The organism is Pseudomonas sp. LBUM1673 (assembly GCF_059695645.1).
Genome location: NZ_CP166780.1, coordinates 5,601,489 through 5,621,482, shown reverse-complemented (window position 1 = coordinate 5,621,482; position 19,994 = coordinate 5,601,489). Strand labels below are relative to the sequence as shown.

Sequence of the window (19,994 nt, the reverse complement as noted above, 5' to 3'; positions counted from 1 at the left end):
GTATAAAGCTGCATCGTTTGCGGCCGAACCGTCGTCCCAGACACCTGTCGAAACTTTCCACCCCGTTGCAAGGTAAATGCCCATGAGCGAACGTCCCGAAGAGCCAAAGCAGGCTTCTGACGCCGAAAGCCTTCTGCCCATTGATGAACACATTGAAGAAGGGCATGACGCTGAAGGCCGTAAAGTCCGGCATCGTGGTATCTATCTTCTGCCGAATCTGTTCACCACTGCGAACCTCTTCGCAGGGTTTTATTCCATCATCAACTCGATGAGCGCTCAGAGTGCCTTGAGTGCCGGTGATGCAATCGGTGCGAGCAAGTATTTTGCATTTGCAGCGATCGCGATTTTCGTCGCCATGGTGCTCGATGGTCTCGACGGCCGCGTTGCCCGTATGACCAATACCCAAAGCGCCTTCGGTGCCGAGTACGACTCGCTGTCGGACATGGTTGCCTTTGGTGTGGCGCCGGCATTGCTGGCGTTCGGCTGGGCCTTGGGCGATATGGGCAAAGTCGGCTGGATGGTTGCCTTCATCTATGTGGCGGGGGCGGCGTTGCGTCTGGCGCGCTTCAATACTCAGGTCGGCATTGCGGACAAACGCTACTTCATCGGTCTGGCCAGCCCGGCTGCCGCAGGTGTGGTCGCCGGGATTGTCTGGGCGTTCAGCGATTACGGCATTCAGGGTTCCAAGATGTCTTTCCTGGTTGCTCTGATGGTCGCCGCCACTGGCATGCTGATGGTCAGTAACATCAAGTACAACAGCTTCAAGGAGCTGGACTTGAAGGGGCGCGTTCCCTTTGTCGCGATCCTGGCGGTGGTACTGGTATTTGCCGTTGTGTTCAGTGATCCACCGCGCATCCTGCTGCTGGTTTTCCTTGCCTATGCGGCTTCCGGGCCGGTGCAGTACCTGTTACGCCTTCGTCGGCACAAAAAAGCCGAGTGATGTAATTTCCCTCATACTCCGCAGTCTATGGGTGCATCTGTCCTCCAATGCTGCGGAGTTGCCATGCTGATCAAAGTCCCCAAAGCGTCTGACTGTCATGAGTCGGACGTCACGCCTGAATCCCTCTACCTTTCTCGTCGCAATGTACTAAGTACCGCCGTTGCCGGTTTGGTTGTGAGCAGTCTGCCGCGTTGGGCGAGTGCCGACGATGTTGCGCGTTATGCCGATGTCGAACCTGGCAAGGCGCCGTCCTGGTTTGCTGAAAAGCTTCCTTCTACTAAATGGGGAGCGGTCAACGTAAAGGATGAGGCGATCACACCTTTCAAGGATGCGACCCACTACAACAACTTCTATGAGTTCGGTACCGATAAAGGTGACCCGGCCGCCAATGCAGGGGCGCTGAAGACCGAGCCGTGGAGTGTGGTGATAGATGGGGAGGTAGGTAAGCCGGGGCGGTATGCGCTGGACGACTTTATGAAGCCTTATCAGTTGGAAGAACGGATTTACCGTCTTCGCTGCGTGGAGGCCTGGTCGATGGTCATTCCATGGATCGGATTTCCCATTTCGGCCTTGCTCAGGGAGGTCGAGCCGACCTCTAAAGCCAAGTTCATTCGCTTCGAAACTTTGCAGGATCCCGGCAGTATGCCCGGGCAGCGTTCCGGATTTGCCTTGATTGACTGGCCTTATGTAGAAGGGTTGCGTCTGGATGAGGCGATGAATCCATTGGCGATTCTTGCTGTGGGTATGTATGGACGTGAATTGCCGAATCAGAACGGTGCGCCGCTGCGTCTGGTGGTGCCTTGGAAGTACGGCTTCAAGAGCATCAAATCCATCGTGCGGATCAGCCTGGTCAGCGAGCAGCCGAAAACTACATGGCAGAGTATCGCCTCGGATGAGTATGGATTTTATGCGAACGTGAATCCGACAGTTGATCACCCGCGATGGACTCAGGCACGGGAGCGGCGTTTGCCGAGTGGTCTGTTCAAGCCCAATGTGCGGGACACGCAAATGTTCAACGGCTACTCGGATGAAGTCGCTTCTTTATATGCAGGGCTCGATCTGCGGAAAAATTACTGATGCGATATCTGTTCTGGCGTATTGGTGTCTTCATCGCTGCAGTGATCTGGCCGTTGCTTTGGTTGTATCAGGCTTGGGCGGATGTACTGGGCCCTGATCCAGGTAAAGTGCTGGTTGACCGTCTGGGGCTGGGGGCACTTGTTCTGCTGCTCATTACGTTAAGCATGACGCCTTTGCAGAAACTCACTGGTTGGTCGGGGTGGATAGCTGTCCGACGGCAGTTGGGGTTGTGGTGTTTCGCTTATGTGGTGCTGCATTTGAGCGGTTATACGGCGTTCATTCTTGGCTTTGATTGGTCACAGCTGGGCATCGAGTTGCGCAAGCGGCCGTACATTATTGTCGGAATGCTGGGATTTCTGTGTCTGTTGGCATTGGCAGTCACTTCCAATCGTTATAGTCAGCGGCGTTTGGGCGCTCGCTGGAAAAAACTGCACCGACTGGTCTATCTGATTCTCGGGCTTGGGTTGCTGCACATGTTGTGGATCGTGCGCGCCGATCTGAAAGAGTGGGCTGTCTATGCCTCGATAGGTGCGTTGCTTCTCGTGTTGAGGTTGCCGCCTGTAATTCGCCGAATTCCCCGTTTGATAGCTAAAAAGGCACCTTCTGCAAGAAAAGCGTAATTAGGGGTTGACGGCAGATTCTGGAAGTCTATAATTCGCCCCACTTCCGGCGCAGTCGAAACGGAAAACTCCTTGGTAAACAAAGAGTTACGCGGTTTTCGGCAGCGGTTACGCTTCAGTTCATCGAAGCCGGAAGGAGTTGAAAGGGCGGTGTTGTTTGGCTCTTTTAACGGTTCGATCTTCTCGGTCGAAAGCGGAGAAAAAGAGGTGTTGACAGCAGCGAGTAACGCTGTAGAATTCGCCTCCCGCTAACGAGAGATCGGAAGCGCAAGTGGTTGAAGTTGTTAAGGATTTCCAAGCGAAACTTTGAAAACTTCTGAAAATAACCGCTTGACAGTAACAGAGGCTGCTGTAGAATGCGCGCCTCGGTTGAGACGAAAGATCTTAACCAACCGCTCTTTAACAACTGAATCAAGCAATTCGTGTGGGTGCTTGTGGAGTCAGACTGATAGTCAACAAGATTATCAGCATCACAAGTTACTCCGCGAGAAATCAAAGATGTAACCAACGATTGCTGAGCCAAGTTTAGGGTTTTCTCAAAACCCAAAGATGTTTGAACTGAAGAGTTTGATCATGGCTCAGATTGAACGCTGGCGGCAGGCCTAACACATGCAAGTCGAGCGGCAGCACGGGTACTTGTACCTGGTGGCGAGCGGCGGACGGGTGAGTAATGCCTAGGAATCTGCCTGGTAGTGGGGGATAACGCTCGGAAACGGACGCTAATACCGCATACGTCCTACGGGAGAAAGCAGGGGACCTTCGGGCCTTGCGCTATCAGATGAGCCTAGGTCGGATTAGCTAGTTGGTGAGGTAATGGCTCACCAAGGCGACGATCCGTAACTGGTCTGAGAGGATGATCAGTCACACTGGAACTGAGACACGGTCCAGACTCCTACGGGAGGCAGCAGTGGGGAATATTGGACAATGGGCGAAAGCCTGATCCAGCCATGCCGCGTGTGTGAAGAAGGTCTTCGGATTGTAAAGCACTTTAAGTTGGGAGGAAGGGCAGTTACCTAATACGTATCTGTTTTGACGTTACCGACAGAATAAGCACCGGCTAACTCTGTGCCAGCAGCCGCGGTAATACAGAGGGTGCAAGCGTTAATCGGAATTACTGGGCGTAAAGCGCGCGTAGGTGGTTCGTTAAGTTGGATGTGAAATCCCCGGGCTCAACCTGGGAACTGCATTCAAAACTGTCGAGCTAGAGTATGGTAGAGGGTGGTGGAATTTCCTGTGTAGCGGTGAAATGCGTAGATATAGGAAGGAACACCAGTGGCGAAGGCGACCACCTGGACTGATACTGACACTGAGGTGCGAAAGCGTGGGGAGCAAACAGGATTAGATACCCTGGTAGTCCACGCCGTAAACGATGTCAACTAGCCGTTGGGAGCCTTGAGCTCTTAGTGGCGCAGCTAACGCATTAAGTTGACCGCCTGGGGAGTACGGCCGCAAGGTTAAAACTCAAATGAATTGACGGGGGCCCGCACAAGCGGTGGAGCATGTGGTTTAATTCGAAGCAACGCGAAGAACCTTACCAGGCCTTGACATCCAATGAACTTTCCAGAGATGGATTGGTGCCTTCGGGAACATTGAGACAGGTGCTGCATGGCTGTCGTCAGCTCGTGTCGTGAGATGTTGGGTTAAGTCCCGTAACGAGCGCAACCCTTGTCCTTAGTTACCAGCACGTAATGGTGGGCACTCTAAGGAGACTGCCGGTGACAAACCGGAGGAAGGTGGGGATGACGTCAAGTCATCATGGCCCTTACGGCCTGGGCTACACACGTGCTACAATGGTCGGTACAGAGGGTTGCCAAGCCGCGAGGTGGAGCTAATCCCAGAAAACCGATCGTAGTCCGGATCGCAGTCTGCAACTCGACTGCGTGAAGTCGGAATCGCTAGTAATCGCGAATCAGAATGTCGCGGTGAATACGTTCCCGGGCCTTGTACACACCGCCCGTCACACCATGGGAGTGGGTTGCACCAGAAGTAGCTAGTCTAACCTTCGGGAGGACGGTTACCACGGTGTGATTCATGACTGGGGTGAAGTCGTAACAAGGTAGCCGTAGGGGAACCTGCGGCTGGATCACCTCCTTAATCGACGACATCAGCTGCTCCATAAGTTCCCACACGAATTGCTTGATTCATTGAAGAAGACGATAAGAAGCAGCCCGAAATTGGGTCTGTAGCTCAGTTGGTTAGAGCGCACCCCTGATAAGGGTGAGGTCGGCAGTTCGAATCTGCCCAGACCCACCAATTTTGTGTGGGAAACGCCTGTAGAAATACGGGGCCATAGCTCAGCTGGGAGAGCGCCTGCCTTGCACGCAGGAGGTCAACGGTTCGATCCCGTTTGGCTCCACCACTAACTGCTTCTGTTGTTGAAAGCTTAGAAATGAGCATTCCATTGTGATGATGGTGAATGTTGATTTCTAGTCTTTTGCTAGATCGTTCTTTAAAAATTTGGGTATGTGATAGAAAGATAGACTGAACGCCACTTTCACTGGTGGTGGATCAGGCTAAGGTAAAATTTGTGAGTTTAATCGCGAATTTTCGGCGAATGTCGTCTTCACAGTATAACCAGATTGCTTGGGGTTATATGGTCAAGTGAAGAAGCGCATACGGTGGATGCCTTGGCAGTCAGAGGCGATGAAAGACGTGGTAGCCTGCGAAAAGCTTCGGGGAGTCGGCAAACAGACTTTGATCCGGAGATGTCTGAATGGGGGAACCCACCTAACATAAGTTAGGTATCTTAAGCTGAATACATAGGCTTAAGAAGCGAACCAGGGGAACTGAAACATCTAAGTACCCTGAGGAAAAGAAATCAACCGAGATTCCCTTAGTAGTGGCGAGCGAACGGGGACTAGCCCTTAAGTGGCTTTGAGATTAGCGGAACGCTCTGGAAAGTGCGGCCATAGTGGGTGATAGCCCTGTACGCGAAAATCTCTTGGTCATGAAATCGAGTAGGACGGAGCACGAGAAACTTTGTCTGAATATGGGGGGACCATCCTCCAAGGCTAAATACTACTGACTGACCGATAGTGAACTAGTACCGTGAGGGAAAGGCGAAAAGAACCCCGGAGAGGGGAGTGAAATAGATCCTGAAACCGTATGCGTACAAGCAGTGGGAGCCCACTTTGTTGGGTGACTGCGTACCTTTTGTATAATGGGTCAGCGACTTATTTTCAGTGGCGAGCTTAACCGAATAGGGGAGGCGTAGCGAAAGCGAGTCTTAATAGGGCGTCTAGTCGCTGGGAATAGACCCGAAACCGGGCGATCTATCCATGGGCAGGTTGAAGGTTGGGTAACACTAACTGGAGGACCGAACCGACTACCGTTGAAAAGTTAGCGGATGACCTGTGGATCGGAGTGAAAGGCTAATCAAGCTCGGAGATAGCTGGTTCTCCTCGAAAGCTATTTAGGTAGCGCCTCATGTATCACTGTAGGGGGTAGAGCACTGTTTCGGCTAGGGGGTCATCCCGACTTACCAAACCGATGCAAACTCCGAATACCTACAAGTGCCGAGCATGGGAGACACACGGCGGGTGCTAACGTCCGTCGTGAAAAGGGAAACAACCCAGACCGTCAGCTAAGGTCCCAAAGTTATGGTTAAGTGGGAAACGATGTGGGAAGGCTTAGACAGCTAGGAGGTTGGCTTAGAAGCAGCCACCCTTTAAAGAAAGCGTAATAGCTCACTAGTCGAGTCGGCCTGCGCGGAAGATGTAACGGGGCTCAAACCATACACCGAAGCTACGGGTATCACTTAGGTGATGCGGTAGAGGAGCGTTCTGTAAGCCTGTGAAGGTGAGTTGAGAAGCTTGCTGGAGGTATCAGAAGTGCGAATGCTGACATGAGTAACGACAATGGGTGTGAAAAACACCCACGCCGAAAGACCAAGGTTTCCTGCGCAACGTTAATCGACGCAGGGTTAGTCGGTCCCTAAGGCGAGGCTGAAAAGCGTAGTCGATGGAAAACAGGTTAATATTCCTGTACTTCTGGTTATTGCGATGGAGGGACGGAGAAGGCTAGGCCAGCTTGGCGTTGGTTGTCCAAGTTTAAGGTGGTAGGCTGGAATCTTAGGTAAATCCGGGATTTCAAGGCCGAGAGCTGATGACGAGTGTTCTTTTAGAACACGAAGTGGTTGATGCCATGCTTCCAAGAAAAGCTTCTAAGCTTCAGGTAACCAGGAACCGTACCCCAAACCGACACAGGTGGTTGGGTAGAGAATACCAAGGCGCTTGAGAGAACTCGGGTGAAGGAACTAGGCAAAATGGCACCGTAACTTCGGGAGAAGGTGCGCCGGTGAGGGTGAAGGACTTGCTCCGTAAGCTCATGCCGGTCGAAGATACCAGGCCGCTGCGACTGTTTATTAAAAACACAGCACTCTGCAAACACGAAAGTGGACGTATAGGGTGTGACGCCTGCCCGGTGCCGGAAGGTTAATTGATGGGGTTAGCTAACGCGAAGCTCTTGATCGAAGCCCCGGTAAACGGCGGCCGTAACTATAACGGTCCTAAGGTAGCGAAATTCCTTGTCGGGTAAGTTCCGACCTGCACGAATGGCGTAACGATGGCGGCGCTGTCTCCACCCGAGACTCAGTGAAATTGAAATCGCTGTGAAGATGCAGTGTATCCGCGGCTAGACGGAAAGACCCCGTGAACCTTTACTATAGCTTTGCACTGGACTTTGAATTTGCTTGTGTAGGATAGGTGGGAGGCTTTGAAGCGTGGACGCCAGTTCGCGTGGAGCCAACCTTGAAATACCACCCTGGCAACTTTGAGGTTCTAACTCAGGTCCGTTATCCGGATCGAGGACAGTGTATGGTGGGTAGTTTGACTGGGGCGGTCTCCTCCTAAAGAGTAACGGAGGAGTACGAAGGTGCGCTCAGACCGGTCGGAAATCGGTCGTAGAGTATAAAGGCAAAAGCGCGCTTGACTGCGAGACAGACACGTCGAGCAGGTACGAAAGTAGGTCTTAGTGATCCGGTGGTTCTGTATGGAAGGGCCATCGCTCAACGGATAAAAGGTACTCCGGGGATAACAGGCTGATACCGCCCAAGAGTTCATATCGACGGCGGTGTTTGGCACCTCGATGTCGGCTCATCACATCCTGGGGCTGAAGCCGGTCCCAAGGGTATGGCTGTTCGCCATTTAAAGTGGTACGCGAGCTGGGTTTAGAACGTCGTGAGACAGTTCGGTCCCTATCTGCCGTGGACGTTTGAGATTTGAGAGGGGCTGCTCCTAGTACGAGAGGACCGGAGTGGACGAACCTCTGGTGTTCCGGTTGTCACGCCAGTGGCATTGCCGGGTAGCTATGTTCGGAATAGATAACCGCTGAAAGCATCTAAGCGGGAAACTAGCCTCAAGATGAGATCTCACTGGGACCTTGAGTCCCCTGAAGGGCCGTCGAAGACTACGACGTTGATAGGTTGGGTGTGTAAGCGCTGTGAGGCGTTGAGCTAACCAATACTAATTGCCCGTGAGGCTTGACCATATAACACCCAAGCAATTTGTTGACCCGAACGGGCACCAGATTGCGGTGTGTGAAGACGAAACGAACCGAAAGTTTGTGACACTCACGAAACACCAAATCTATCGCATACCCATTCGCTGGAGCGTGATCTCGCAAGAGAAAACGAGCTGGCTACCGAATTTCTTGACGACCATAGAGCATTGGAACCACCTGATCCCATCCCGAACTCAGCAGTGAAACGATGCATCGCCGATGGTAGTGTGGGGTTTCCCCATGTGAGAGTAGGTCATCGTCAAGATTAAATTCCGAAACCCCTATCTGCGTATGCAGGTAGGGGTTTTGTTTTGTCCGCAGGAAAAGAACACTCCGACGACAGCACAAAATTGCACAGTTATTTTCGAGTCAGGATACTAGAATAGGTCCAACTTTCTTGGAGCCAGAGCCTTTATGCCAGATTCGGTTGACGCCCCTGGGCTGTCAGATTTACCGCTGGACGACTTGGTGGCATGTCATGAGTGCGACTTGCTGATGCGCAAGCCTGAACTCGCCCACGGTGAGAAGGCTATCTGTCCACGCTGCGGTTATGAACTGTATGCCCATCGGCACAATGTCGTGCAGCGCAGTCTCGCCCTGGTCATTTCCGCACTGTTGTTGTATATCCCGGCGAACTTTTTACCCATCATGCAACTCAATCTACTCGGACAGTCGTCACATGACACTGTCTGGAGTGGCGTTGTCGGTCTTTTTGATACCGGTATGCGAGGTGTAGCGGTAGTGGTGTTTCTCTGCAGCATGGGGATTCCGCTACTCAAGCTGCTTTGCCAGCTGGTCGTGTTGCTGAGTATTCGCTTCGATATCGGACGCAGTTACGGCTTGCTGCTCTACCGCATTTATCACCATTTACGGGACTGGGGGATGCTCGAGGTTTACCTCATGGGCGTACTGGTTGCGATCGTCAAATTGGCCGATATGGCGGCGATCACCGTAGGTCTTGGTCTGGCATGCTTTATCAGTTTGTTGTTAGTCCAGGTCTGGTTGGAAGTGGTGATGTCACCGCACCAGATCTGGCAGGCTCTATCAGGAGAAGATGCCCATGCGGGCGATTGATGCGGGCATTCTGATTTGCGCCGAATGCCATGAGTTGAACAAGCAGGAAGCTGATGCCGACGAGCAGGTCTGCACCCGCTGTGGTGCACTGGTTCATGCCCGCCGCCCTAACAGTCTGATGCGTACTTGGGCGTTGTTGGTCACAGGCGCGATTCTCTACATCCCGGCCAACGTGCTGCCGATCATGACCGTCAGCTCCCTGGGCCAGGGCGATCCCAGTACCATCATGTCCGGGGTGATCCAACTGGTTCAGCACGGCATGATTCCAATCGCTGCCGTGGTTTTTATCGCCAGTATTCTGGTACCAACGTTCAAGCTGGTGGGGATCGCGTTGTTGCTGTTTTCGGTGCAGCGCCGCCAGCCACTCTCGGCACGCCAGCGCATTCTGATGTACCGCTTTATCGAGTTCATCGGTCGCTGGTCGATGCTGGATGTTTTTGTGATCGCCATCCTGGTGGCGGTTGTGAATTTCGGACGGCTTGCCAGCGTAGAAGCCAATCTTGGCGCCATTGCCTTCGCCAGTGTGGTGATTTTGACGATGCTTGCCGCAGTAACTTTCGATCCCCGACTGATTTGGGATAACACGGAGTCGGACGACGACCATGACTGATTTGCCTACAGCGAAAACCCGACCGGCCTCGAACTGGTCTGCCATTTGGGTGTTGCCCCTGGTCGCTTTGATCATCGGCGGCTGGCTCGGCTGGCGTGCCTACAGCGAGACAGGCATCGAGATTCAGGTGCGCTTCGAAAGCGGCGAAGGCATTCAGGCCAACAAGACCGAAGTTGTCTACAAAGGCATGTCGGTCGGTAAAGTGAAAGCCCTCACACTCGATGATGAAGGCAACTCTAAAGGCGTGATCGCCACCATCGAGATGAACAAGGACGTGGAACAATACCTCAAGACCAGCACACGCTTCTGGCTGGTCAAACCGAGCGTGACCCTGGCCGGTATCACGGGCCTGGAGACGTTGGTCTCGGGTAACTACGTGGCCGTTAGCCCAGGCGAAGGCGAGCCAACCCGCAAGTTCAAGGCGCTAGCCGAAGAACCTCCACTGTCGGACGCCAAGCCTGGTCTGCACCTGACCATCAAGGCCGACCGTCTCGGTTCGCTGAATCGTGGCAGTCCGGTGTTCTACAAGCAGATCCAGGTCGGTCAGATCAAAAGCTACTTGCTGTCCGCAGACCAGAGCACTGTCGAACTCAAAGTTTTCATCGAGCCGACCTACGCCAGCCTGGTGCGTAAACACACGCGTTTCTGGAATGCCAGCGGCATCAGCATCGACGCCAACCTCTCTGGTGTGAAAGTGCGTAGCGAGTCCCTCGCCAGCATCGTCGCCGGTGGTATTGCGTTTGCCACCCCGGAAAACCGCAAGGACAGCCCGCCCACCGATCCAAGCCTGCCGTTCCGTCTCTACGAAGATTTCGATGCAGCCGCCGCCGGTATTCGGGTCAAGGTTAAACTCAGCGATTTCGAAGGCCTGCAGGCCGGTCGTACGCCGGTGATGTACAAAGGCATCCAGGTCGGCACTCTGAAAGCGCTGAAGATTGACCCGGATTTATCCGCTGCCAATGCTGAGTTGACCCTCGATCCCCTGGCCGAGGAATACCTGGTCACCGGCACGCAGTTCTGGGTGGTCAAACCGTCGATTTCGCTCGCCGGTATCACTGGCCTGGAAGCGTTGGTCAAAGGGAACTACATCGCCGTGCGCCCTGGCGACAAGGGCGGTGCGCCGCAGCGCGAGTTCGAAGCCCGACCCAAGGCGCCGCCACTGGATCTGCGTTCGCCGGGCCTGCACTTGGTGTTGTTCACCGAAAACCTCGGTTCACTGGAAGTCGGCAGCCCGATTCTCTACAAGCAGGTCAAGGTCGGTTCGGTGCAGAGCTACCAGTTCTCCCGCACCAAAAAGCAGCTGGTGATCGGTGTGCACATCGAGAAGGAATACGAAGGGCTGGTCAACGCCTCGACACGTTTCTGGAATGCCAGCGGCATTACGCTGACGGGGGGGCTGACCGGCGGCATCCAGGTCAAAAGTGAGTCGTTGCAAAGCCTGATGGCCGGCGGCATTGCCTTCGAAACCCCGGAAGCCAAAGCGCCGTTGCAGAGGCGTATTCCACGCTTCCGCCTGCATGCGAGCCATGACGAAGCAACACAGAAAGGCGCCGTGGTAACGATCAAAGTCGATCGCGCCGACGGTCTGCGCACCGGCACGCCGGTTCGATATAAAGGCCTGGACGTTGGCAAGATCGAAGACGTCGACCTCACTGATGATCTGCAATCAGTACTGCTGACCGCGCGGATCACGGAAGTGCCGGAGCGTATCGCTCGGGTTGGCAGTCAGTTCTGGGTGGTCAAACCTGAATTGGGTCTGATCAAGACGTCCAATCTCGAGACACTGGTGACCGGGCAGTACATCGAGGTGCAACCGGCGCTGAAGAACCTCGGCCCGCAAAAGAACTTCGTGGCCCTGACCAATCCCCCGGAAATCGCCAAGGAAGAGGCCGGTTTGAGCCTGGTGTTGAGCGCTGCTCGTCGTGGCTCGTTGAAGATAGGCGTCCCCGTCACCTATCGTGAAATCACGGTAGGCAAGGTGACCGGCTATGAACTGGGTCAGACGGCTGATCGAGTGTTGGTGCACATCCTGATTGAACCGAAGTACGCGCCATTGGTACGCAGCGGCACGCGGTTCTGGAACACCAGTGGTTTTGGTTTTGACTACGGCTTGTTCAAAGGGGCGACAATACGCACCGAATCGCTGGAGACGCTGATTCAGGGCGGCATCGCCTTTGCCACACCGGATGGCGATCGGATGGGTGTCCCGGCGCGGCCCGAGCAAACGTTTCCGTTGTTCGACCAGTTCGAAGATGAATGGCTGACCTGGGCGCCGAAAATCTCGATCGGCAAGTAGCCTGTTGGCGTCTGTGATGCCGCCTTCGCGGGCAAGCTCACACACACACACACACATTTAATCGGTGTTGTACACAAATGCTATGACCGACATAGATCCAGTGTGGGAGCGGGCTTGCTCGCGAAGGCGGCCTCAAGCTCACTGAAAGTTTCTAGTCAAAAAAAGGCCGCGATCCATTGGATCGCGGCCTTTTTATTGGCTTGGATTCAAGCGTCAGACCGCATCCAGCTCCGGCTCATCAGCTTCCACAACAATGGTCGGCTTCACTTCATCGTGACGACGGATGTACTTCCAGTCCGCCTCGTCGATGTAAATGCCGTTCGGGCCGCTGCCGCCTTCCAGGTCGATGGCGACACTGGCGCAGACTTGCGGCTTCACACTCGCCAGAATCGGTACGAAGCCCAGTTGCAGGCTGGTTTCCAGCAGCGCTGCCTGGTTCTTCTCGTCGATGTCCGCCGCCTCGTCGAGGTAGTACGGCAGGCGCACGCGACCGGCCTGGTCGCGGTCCATCAAGTGGAGCAACAAGTACATGTTGGTCAGCGCTTTGATGGTCATCGTGGTGCCGTTGGACGCCGCGCCGTCGATGTCGGTGTGGATCACCGGCGATCCGTTGACCTTGGTGATCTCGAATGCCAGTTCGAACAAGTCCTTGAGACCGAGCTGGTTGTGGTTTGCCGCCACCAGCCGCGCCAGGTACTCCTTGGCTTCTTCGTTCTTGTTGTCCTGATCGGCGCTTTGGCTCAGGTCGAAGACGGAGAGGGTTTCGCCTTCTTCATACTGACCTGCGCTGTGGATGATCTGGTCAATGTGCTTGAGCGCTTCCTTGTTTGGCGCGAGCACGATGCGGAAGCTCTGCAGGTTGGAGACCTGACGCTTGTTGATCTCGCGGTTGAACAGCGCCAGTTGATGTTCGAGGCTGTCATAGTCGCTGCGGATGTTGCGCAGGGTCCGGGCGATGTCGGTGACCGCCGCTCGGCGAGCCTTGCCGAGGGTCAGGGCTTCGTCGGTGCGGTGTGCGTATGCGTTGATCAGCAGTTGCAGGCGACGCTCCATATCGTCTTCGCTGTCGAACTTGGCCACACCTTTGAGGCGAACCTGAGCGTAGAGCGCGTCGATCTGCCCGTCGCTGCGCAGCAAACCTTGCCAGCTATCCTGATAGTCGTTGAGCAGCGGCAGCAGGTTGTCCATGGAGTCGTCGACCGGGTCCATGAACGGCGTGCCGAACGGCAGGTCGGCCGGCAGCAGCTGACGGCGGCGCAGGGCGTCGTCGAGGGTGCGTTGCTTGGCTTCCATGTCGCCGATCTGCCGGCCGACCAGTTGCAGCTTGGCCGACAGTTGCTGGACGCGTTCGGTGAAGGCATCGCTGGAACGCTTCAACTCGTCCTGAGCAGCCTCCAGTTGTTCAAGCTGCTCAAGCTTGTCGCCTTCTTCGGCGCTTAGGGTTTGCGAGCGACGGAAATCTTCCAAGGCTTTCTGCGCGTCCAGCACTTGCTGGTACAGCGCTTCGGTCTGGGTCTTGCTGGCGGCGCGGTCAGCAGCCACAGCAGCTTGAGTTTTCAGTTGTTTGAGCTCTTTATCCAGACGCTCTTTCTGATCGCGCAATGCCGCACGGTCAGCCAGGGCTTGCAGCGCTGGAGGCTCAATGTGCGAGATGTCGATGGAGAGCCCCGGCACTTCAAAACGCTCGCCTTTGAAGCCATCGAGGATCAACTCCATGGATTTGACCCACTGGCCGTCCTCATCCAGCGTGATGCCATGCTCGCCCAGCGGCAGGCTGAACAGCGCGCTATTGAACAGACGCATCAGGCGCTCGACGTCCTGTTGCGAAAACTCTTCGCGCAGGCGGGCGTAGCTGTTGTTGTCGGCGTGATCGAGTTGCTGCTTGACCGACTTCAGGCGTTTTTCCAGATCCCGCAGACGTTCTTCCAGGTCTTCGGCAGAGAACTGCCGCGACTGAGCCAGTGCACCGGCCAGTTCATCGTGCGCGTCCTTGGCGGCGAGCAGTTGCTGCTCAAGGATTTTGACGTCATCGACCAGGGCGAAGCGATGCTTGAGCACCGACAACTCGCCGAGCCAGCGCTGGATGCCGGTGATTTCCCGCTCCAGACGCATCAGCTCCTGAGTGCCGCCGCGCTGATCGTTTTGCAGCGCGTCCTGTTCGTTGCGGTAGTGCTCGGCCTGAATCGTCAGTTCTTCCTTGCGGGCACTGGCGTAGTCCGACCAGGTGCCGAGCAGGGAGTCGAGCAGTGGCGACAGCCGATGCAGTTTACCGCGCAGGATGTCCCGCTGTTTCACGCCGTTGGCCAAGGCTTCCACCAAAGGCCCGGCCGCGACCAGCGAGTTGTAGTCCTGTTCCATGCGGCGAACATCGCGGAAGGCTTCTTCGCACGCAGCGATGTAATCGACACTGCCGGAGCGCAGGCTGTGTTCGAAGGCATCGAGGAACAATTGCTTGAGCTTGGCCGCAGTGATTTCGCGCATGTGCAGCAGGTTGATGAACAGTGCGCGGAAGGTCTTCAGGCTCTGCTCGCTGGTGGAACGCAGCGGGATCAGGGTCAGGTCCAGCGGGATCGACGTGTGGCCGCCCACCAACAAACGACGCAGTTCATCCGGCTTGAGTTCGTAGGCTTTCAGGCCCTCGCGCTCAAGATTGGTGAACAGTTCTTTCTGGCGCAGGCAGGTGTCATCTTTCTGATAGTGGGCCAGGTCGAGTTTGCCCGCGTAGGCAAAGAACTGGTGACCGAAACCGCCACCCGGGCCACGACCGACCACGCCGATCACATGCGGGCCGTGGGGCAGGGAGACTTCAACGAGGATGTAACTGGTGTCCGAGGCGAAGTAGAAGCGTCGGGATTGTTCCAGGCTGTACTTGCCGAAACTCATGTCCGACATGCGCGCCAGAATCGGGAACTGCAAGGCGTTGATCGAGGCGGATTTACCGAGGTTGTTCGCGCCGTAGACCGACAGCGGCTCTTCCAGCGGGAACAGACCGAGGCTGTAACCGGCGGTGTTCAAAAGGGCAAAGCGGCGAATGCCGTAGCGTTCCTTGCTCATGCGTCGGTCTCCTGTTCTTCGGCAATGGCGCGGGCCAGGGCGTCTTCTTCGCTTTCTTCTTCGAAGTCGCTGAGATCCAGCGGGTCATCGGTTTGCAGCAGCTTCTCGTCGCTATCGTCGTCGATCAACACCGGAACCGGCAGCGGCAGCACGCTGTGCAGGCTGGCCGCCAGATCGCGGTCCTGTTGAACCGACAGGCAGACATCAAGGAAACGGTGCATCGGCGGCAGGAAACGGTAGATACCGGTCTCTTCGCTGGCGAAACCGAGCTGGGTCATGCGGCGCATGACTTTTTCTTCGAGTTCTTCGACGGTCTGCACTTCAGCCTGAATGAACAGGTCGCGGTACTTTTCCAGCAACGAGGGCAATTCGTCGCGACCGAGGCTGCCACCGTCGAGCACGGCAATCGGGTCACGGCCCTGATCCGCCAGATGCTCGACGAGAATGAAGGTGAACAGCGCCAGACGTTGCGCGGTCTTGTTCACCGCCGCTGCGGCGAGGTCTGGTACGAAGTAGTAGAAACCCCGGGTGTCGCAGACCAGTTCAAAGCCCAGTGCCTTGAACAGCGTGCGGTACTGGTCCTGGAAGTTCGACAGTTGCGCGTACAGCTCCGGATCGCGACGGCTGACGTGGTAGCCCTTGAACAGCTCGCGAAAGATCGGCGCCAGCTGGGACAGTTCGGATAGATCAAGATGCATGTGGAATGCTCGCAGAATTCTCGGCGGCGGTGTCACCGGCCGAGAGCAGGGCGAAGGAGCGCAGGCTGACCTGGTGCTCGTGAGTGTGGTAGTCGCGGCGTTCCAGACGCTCGCGCTTGAAGCGTTTTTCCCGCGACAGGCGCGAGAACCAGTAGAGCAATTCGTCGGTGGCGCCGTCCGGCTCCTGCTCCAGCAGCCAGGTCATCAGGTCGGGCATCGGCAGGGCGTCTTCGCAGCGTTCGAGCATTTCCCTAACCGTGCGTGGAGCGCGCGGGGCTTCGCCTTTCTGGGTCTTATGGGCCTTGGGGAAACGCGCCGGTTTTGGCTCGAAACGGGCCAGAGCGTAGACGTAGGCTTCGACCTGACTGGCGCTGCCGAGGAAGGTGCTTTGCGGACGAGTGAACATCGGCATCGCGGCTTGCGGCACCGCATCGATACCTTTACGACGAATGGCCGACAAGGCCAGGGCCGCTCCACGGGTCACGGCGTTGTGCCGGCGTGCCTCTTCACGCAGCGGCAGCAGCAGTTCACGGGCATGACGCAAGGTCAGCTGGGCGCTGGTCTGCATTTCGAGGATGCGCGCGTGGGTGCGCAGCAGCATGTCATCGTCGACCAGATGGCCAAGGCGCTGCTGCTCGGTGAGCATGCGCAGCAGCACGTTCTCGACCTTGCGCACGCCTTGTTCGAAGGCTCCGTCGGCGTTCACCAACTGAATCATCGGTTCGACGTATTCATCCCAGGTCGCCAGCACTTCAGCGTAGCGCTGACGCAATGGAATCTGCCGGTCGCTGGTCTTGGCCCGCTCGGCGACGGCCACCAGGGCCTGTTCGTCGTTGGCGAGCTTCTTCAGAACGTCCCGCACGCGCATGTCGAGCAAGCGCAACTGGCGTGCCAGGTCGTGGCCGTCGCGGATGTCGAAAGCGTCCTGGATATACCCGGCCAGACGCTCGAGATGGCGCAGATAGGCTTCGATCTCCAGGCACAGGCCTAGACGGTGCTCACGGCGCAGGTAGGCGAGGAAGTCGTGAATCTGCGCGTTGAGCTCGAAACGGTTCGGGCTTTTCGCCACGGGAACCAGAATGTCGAGGCGGATCCACACGTCCAACAGGCTGGTGATGTCCTGAGGCGTGCTGTCCAGTTGCTGGGCGGCCAACTGTGAACGCAGTTCGTTGAGGCTCAGGGTGCCTTGGTCGAAGTGCTCGCACAGTGGCTCCAGAAGTGCCCAGTGTTCAGCGAGGGCGCGCAAGACGCGCTTGGGTTCGATCATCGGAATGGCCGGCTGGTTGGCGATTAAAAGCCGCGATTGTACTGCATTGAGGCCGATGCGATTCACTCTCGGGATGGACAGTCGGTTTTCTATCGATCAAGCGTGGGCGATCTTGAGCGAAGGGCGGTAGAATCATCGCACTTTAGTTATCCACAAGTGGCCGACCTTTGCTTATCGAGTCCCGTCGCCGCGCTTATTTGACCGCCATGCAGGTGGTCAACTGGCTGCCGCGCACCGAATTGCCCTTTGCTGCGCCGTCGCGGCCCGAACTGCTGGAGATGCCCGAGCCATTGGTCGTCACCCCGGTTGCGCCTGCTCCGGTGGCGCAGGCGCCCATGGAACCTGCGGCCAAACCGGCCGAGCGGGTGAAGATCGAGGTGCCGCGCCCATCGCTGTCGAGCACGCGCACCGGGGCGAAACCGCTGGAGGAAGCCGAAGAGGCGCCGGTCGTTGCCAAGGCTGCGCACGTCCCGCCACCGCGTTTCGCCCTGCAATTGCTGCGCGCAGGTCGTTGCCTGTTGCTGGTGGAGTTACCCACAGGCGAAAGCTTCCAGACCCGCGATCCCGCCTATTTATTGCTCAAGGACATGTTGCGCGCTGCCGGTCTGCCGGACAGCCCGCAGATCGTCGGCGAGCCGGTGCGCTGGCCGCTGCTGGCTCGCGGCACCATGGATCAAGGACCGGAAGCGGCTCGGGATTTCGTACAAGGCTTTCTGTCGGCCCGTCTGGAAGACGCGCCGTGCGTCTGCCTGTGGCTGATCGGCCTGCCGGCGGTGCGTTTTGCCGGTGAGGCGAATGCCGAATCCTTCAACCGTGAACTCCAGGTCGAAGGCCTGGGCTCGGTCTGGGCCCTGCCGGGTCTGGAGTCATTAATGGAAGAGCCACAGCGTAAGGCTGATGTCTGGCAAGCCATGCGTCGGCTGATGGCGCGCTGGAAAGAATCGAATGAGTGACGCTGTATCGTTCCGCCCGATGACCGAGGCGGACCTGGACACTGTACTGAAAATCGAATATGCGGCTTACAGCCATCCCTGGACCCGCGGGATTTTTCTCGATGGCCTGGGCAAGTACCAGATCTGGCTGATGTTCGAAGGGCAGCAGCAGGTTGGTCATGGTGTGGTGCAGATCATCCTTGATGAGGCGCATCTGCTGAACATCACCGTCAAGCCGGAAAATCAGGGTCGCGGCTTGGGTTTGACACTGCTGGAACATTTGATGTCGATTGCCTACAAGGCAGAGGCACGGGAATGTTTTCTGGAAGTGCGCGACAGTAACCGGGCGGCGTTTCGGTTGTATGAGCGGTATGGGTTCAACGAAGTGGGGCGTCGGCGGGATTACTACCCGGCGGTGGGTGGGCGCGAAGACGCGGTCGTTATGGCTTGTACATTAGTGGATTGAAAAGCTTCGCGGGCAAGTCGGATCGCCGCACCGCTCGCTCCTACGGGATTGGGTATGAACGGCACAGAACCTGTGGGAGCGAGCGGTGCGGCGATCCGACTTGCCCGCGAAGGCGTTCTCACTGACGAGAACGATCAACGATTCCCATCCATCGGATCCCGCTGCGCCAATTCCGCTTCATCCAGCCCATTACCCCCGCCGATGTCGTCCTCATCGACAATGCTCAAATCCCAATCCGCCTGGCCGCCTTCACCCTCTTCGTGGGCATCTCGTGCGCCGTCTTCATGGATCAGGGTTTCCGGGCTCATGTCATCATCGGTGGATTCATTGTCATCGGTCGAGGCCCCGGTCATGCCGACGTCACGGACGCGTTCGTCTGGCATCTTCTGCGCGCGCTCGTGTTCGGGAATCAGGTCGCCGATTCTGGCGCCGGGCTCTTCCTCGTCGAAATCCAGCTCATGCACCGAACCCATGCGGTCTTCATTGTCGTCGATGGGCTTGGGTTGCGTCGCATCGAACGGACGGCGTGAATCAGTCATGGCAATTCCTCATACTGTAGGCCTTACTACAGTTGACCCACTGGGCTTGCGAGAATTCCACCGGCATGGAACGCCGGTTAGCCGTTATGTGCATCAGGACATCAGGGGTATCTGCATCACGCGCGTGACCCCGACGGGCAGGCGTCTGTCAAAGCAGCAAATCATTCTTGAGGCTTCATTGCATGAACGAATTACAAGATCTGATTGATAACAACGAACGCTGGGCTGACGCGATCACCAAAGAAGATCCTGACTTCTTCGCCAAACTGGCCCGTCAGCAAACGCCGGAATTCCTGTGGATCGGCTGCTCCGACGCTCGCGTGCCGGCCAACGAGATTGTTGGCATGCTGCCGGGCGATCTGTTCGTGCACCGCAATGTGGCCAACGTGGTGCTGCACACCGACCTCAACTGCCTGTCGGTGATTCAGTACGCGGTGGACGTACTCAAGGTTAAACACATTCTGGTCACCGGCCACTATGGCTGCGGCGGTGTACGGGCATCGATGCAGGATCGTCAGTTGGGCCTGATCGACGGCTGGCTGCGCTCGATTCGCGATCTCTATTATGAAAAGCGTGATGAACTGGCCAAGTTGTCCACCGAAGAAGAGCGGGTCGACCGCCTCTGCGAGCTCAACGTGATCCAGCAGGTAGCCAACGTCGGTCACACCAGCATTGTGCAAAACGCCTGGCACCGAGGGCAGAGCCTGTCGATCCACGGTTGCATCTATGGCATCAAGGACGGTCGCTGGAAAAGCCTGAACGCCACCATCAGTGGTTTCGAACAGCTGCCGCCGCAGTACCGTTTACGTCCGGTCGAGGCGTTGTAAAACTTGAGTGCCTCTGTTCAGCAGAGGCTGCGCCGCTGCCAGCACTGAAGAAACAGCTGGCCGTCGGCGTTTGAATTGGCTTTTCGCGGGATAGC

At 56.5% G+C, this 19,994-nt stretch carries 13 protein-coding genes, 2 tRNA genes and 3 rRNA genes; 14 read left to right on the top strand and 4 right to left on the bottom strand.

All coding sequences use genetic code 11. The features are described from left to right. Positions 1 to 82: 82 nt before the first annotated feature. The 11 genes from pssA (at position 83) to ACA044_RS25690 (ending at position 12,116) form a co-directional block, all read left to right on the top strand. Positions 83 to 940, top strand: a complete 858-nt coding sequence (gene pssA / locus ACA044_RS25740; RefSeq protein ID WP_497443846.1) for a CDP-diacylglycerol--serine O-phosphatidyltransferase — start codon at positions 83 to 85, stop codon at positions 938 to 940. Between the two features lie 63 nt (positions 941 to 1,003). After that, complete coding sequence (gene msrP, locus ACA044_RS25735; protein ID WP_497443845.1) at positions 1,004 to 2,017, top strand: protein-methionine-sulfoxide reductase catalytic subunit MsrP; 1,014 nt, start codon at positions 1,004 to 1,006, stop codon at positions 2,015 to 2,017. Then, complete coding sequence (gene msrQ / locus ACA044_RS25730) at positions 2,017 to 2,637, top strand: protein-methionine-sulfoxide reductase heme-binding subunit MsrQ (protein ID WP_497443844.1); 621 nt, start codon at positions 2,017 to 2,019, stop codon at positions 2,635 to 2,637. Before msrP ends, msrQ begins: the two co-directional genes overlap by 1 nt. A 555-nt stretch (positions 2,638 to 3,192) precedes the next feature. Next, positions 3,193 to 4,731 (top strand): 16S ribosomal RNA (locus ACA044_RS25725). Positions 4,732 to 4,813: 82 nt separating this feature from the next. Next, positions 4,814 to 4,890: transfer RNA gene (locus ACA044_RS25720), tRNA-Ile, on the top strand. A gap of 30 nt (positions 4,891 to 4,920) precedes the next feature. After that, positions 4,921 to 4,996: transfer RNA gene (locus ACA044_RS25715), tRNA-Ala, on the top strand. A gap of 236 nt (positions 4,997 to 5,232) precedes the next feature. Continuing rightward, positions 5,233 to 8,124: ribosomal RNA gene (locus tag ACA044_RS25710) — 23S ribosomal RNA — on the top strand. A 161-nt stretch (positions 8,125 to 8,285) separates the two neighbouring features. Beyond that, positions 8,286 to 8,401, top strand: a 5S ribosomal RNA gene (gene rrf / locus ACA044_RS25705). Together the 16S, 23S and 5S rRNA genes with 2 tRNA genes alongside form the textbook arrangement of a ribosomal RNA operon. A 149-nt stretch (positions 8,402 to 8,550) precedes the next feature. Next, positions 8,551 to 9,210, top strand: a complete 660-nt coding sequence (locus ACA044_RS25700; RefSeq protein ID WP_497443843.1) for a paraquat-inducible protein A — start codon at positions 8,551 to 8,553, stop codon at positions 9,208 to 9,210. Then, positions 9,197 to 9,820: a paraquat-inducible protein A gene (locus ACA044_RS25695; RefSeq protein WP_497443842.1), complete on the top strand. Its 624-nt coding sequence runs from the start codon at positions 9,197 to 9,199 to the stop codon at positions 9,818 to 9,820. Before ACA044_RS25700 ends, ACA044_RS25695 begins: the two co-directional genes overlap by 14 nt. Next, positions 9,813 to 12,116: a PqiB family protein gene (locus tag ACA044_RS25690; RefSeq protein WP_497443841.1), complete on the top strand. Its 2,304-nt coding sequence runs from the start codon at positions 9,813 to 9,815 to the stop codon at positions 12,114 to 12,116. The genes ACA044_RS25695 and ACA044_RS25690 overlap by 8 nt, the downstream gene beginning before the upstream one ends. Before the next feature lie 213 nt (positions 12,117 to 12,329). Here ACA044_RS25690 and mksF read toward each other — a convergent pair whose 3' ends face one another. The 3 genes from mksF to mksB are packed head-to-tail and all read right to left on the bottom strand — an operon-like array spanning position 12,330 to position 17,135. Beyond that, the gene (gene mksF, locus ACA044_RS25685) at positions 12,330 to 15,170 is read right to left on the bottom strand and encodes an Mks condensin complex protein MksF (protein WP_497443840.1); all 2,841 of its coding nucleotides are present in this window, start codon (positions 15,168 to 15,170) and stop codon (positions 12,330 to 12,332) included. Further along, positions 15,167 to 15,868 (bottom strand): Mks condensin complex protein MksE, encoded by a 702-nt coding sequence (gene mksE / locus ACA044_RS25680; RefSeq protein WP_497443839.1) that lies wholly within the window; start codon positions 15,866 to 15,868, stop codon positions 15,167 to 15,169. Before mksE ends, mksF begins: the two co-directional genes overlap by 4 nt. Beyond that, complete coding sequence (gene mksB, locus ACA044_RS25675) at positions 15,858 to 17,135, bottom strand: Mks condensin complex protein MksB (protein ID WP_497443838.1); 1,278 nt, start codon at positions 17,133 to 17,135, stop codon at positions 15,858 to 15,860. Before mksB ends, mksE begins: the two co-directional genes overlap by 11 nt. 206 nt (positions 17,136 to 17,341) lie before the next feature. Between mksB and ACA044_RS25670 the strand changes: the two genes are divergently transcribed. Further along, a complete protein-coding gene (locus ACA044_RS25670; RefSeq protein ID WP_497447309.1) occupies positions 17,342 to 18,088 on the top strand; it encodes an energy transducer TonB in 747 nt (248 codons plus the stop codon). Further along, on the top strand, positions 18,081 to 18,533 hold the full coding sequence (rimI, locus tag ACA044_RS25665; RefSeq protein ID WP_497443837.1) for a ribosomal protein S18-alanine N-acetyltransferase: 453 nt from the start codon (positions 18,081 to 18,083) through the stop codon (positions 18,531 to 18,533). Before ACA044_RS25670 ends, rimI begins: the two co-directional genes overlap by 8 nt. 134 nt (positions 18,534 to 18,667) lie before the next feature. Here rimI and ACA044_RS25660 read toward each other — a convergent pair whose 3' ends face one another. Further along, positions 18,668 to 19,072 carry a serine kinase/phosphatase gene (locus tag ACA044_RS25660; protein ID WP_497443836.1) on the bottom strand — a complete coding sequence of 135 codons (405 nt, stop codon included), beginning with the start codon at positions 19,070 to 19,072 and terminating at the stop codon, positions 18,668 to 18,670. A gap of 182 nt (positions 19,073 to 19,254) precedes the next feature. Here ACA044_RS25660 and can point away from each other — a divergent pair, with 182 nt between their 5' ends. Then, positions 19,255 to 19,899, top strand: a complete 645-nt coding sequence (can, locus tag ACA044_RS25655; protein WP_447794365.1) for a carbonate dehydratase — start codon at positions 19,255 to 19,257, stop codon at positions 19,897 to 19,899. The last annotated feature ends 95 nt before the right edge of the window (positions 19,900 to 19,994 follow it).

Coding starts and splice junctions, on each gene's coding strand:
- pssA (WP_497443846.1), top strand. CDS start 83: ATGAGCGAACGTCCCGAAGAGCCAAAGCAGGCTTCTGACGCCGAAAGC.
- msrP (WP_497443845.1), top strand. CDS start 1,004: ATGCTGATCAAAGTCCCCAAAGCGTCTGACTGTCATGAGTCGGACGTC.
- msrQ (WP_497443844.1), top strand. CDS start 2,017: ATGCGATATCTGTTCTGGCGTATTGGTGTCTTCATCGCTGCAGTGATC.
- ACA044_RS25700 (WP_497443843.1), top strand. CDS start 8,551: ATGCCAGATTCGGTTGACGCCCCTGGGCTGTCAGATTTACCGCTGGAC.
- ACA044_RS25695 (WP_497443842.1), top strand. CDS start 9,197: ATGCGGGCGATTGATGCGGGCATTCTGATTTGCGCCGAATGCCATGAG.
- ACA044_RS25690 (WP_497443841.1), top strand. CDS start 9,813: ATGACTGATTTGCCTACAGCGAAAACCCGACCGGCCTCGAACTGGTCT.
- mksF (WP_497443840.1), bottom strand. CDS start 15,170: ATGAGCAAGGAACGCTACGGCATTCGCCGCTTTGCCCTTTTGAACACC.
- mksE (WP_497443839.1), bottom strand. CDS start 15,868: ATGCATCTTGATCTATCCGAACTGTCCCAGCTGGCGCCGATCTTTCGC.
- mksB (WP_497443838.1), bottom strand. CDS start 17,135: ATGATCGAACCCAAGCGCGTCTTGCGCGCCCTCGCTGAACACTGGGCA.
- ACA044_RS25670 (WP_497447309.1), top strand. CDS start 17,342: ATGCAGGTGGTCAACTGGCTGCCGCGCACCGAATTGCCCTTTGCTGCG.
- rimI (WP_497443837.1), top strand. CDS start 18,081: ATGAGTGACGCTGTATCGTTCCGCCCGATGACCGAGGCGGACCTGGAC.
- ACA044_RS25660 (WP_497443836.1), bottom strand. CDS start 19,072: ATGACTGATTCACGCCGTCCGTTCGATGCGACGCAACCCAAGCCCATC.
- can (WP_447794365.1), top strand. CDS start 19,255: ATGAACGAATTACAAGATCTGATTGATAACAACGAACGCTGGGCTGAC.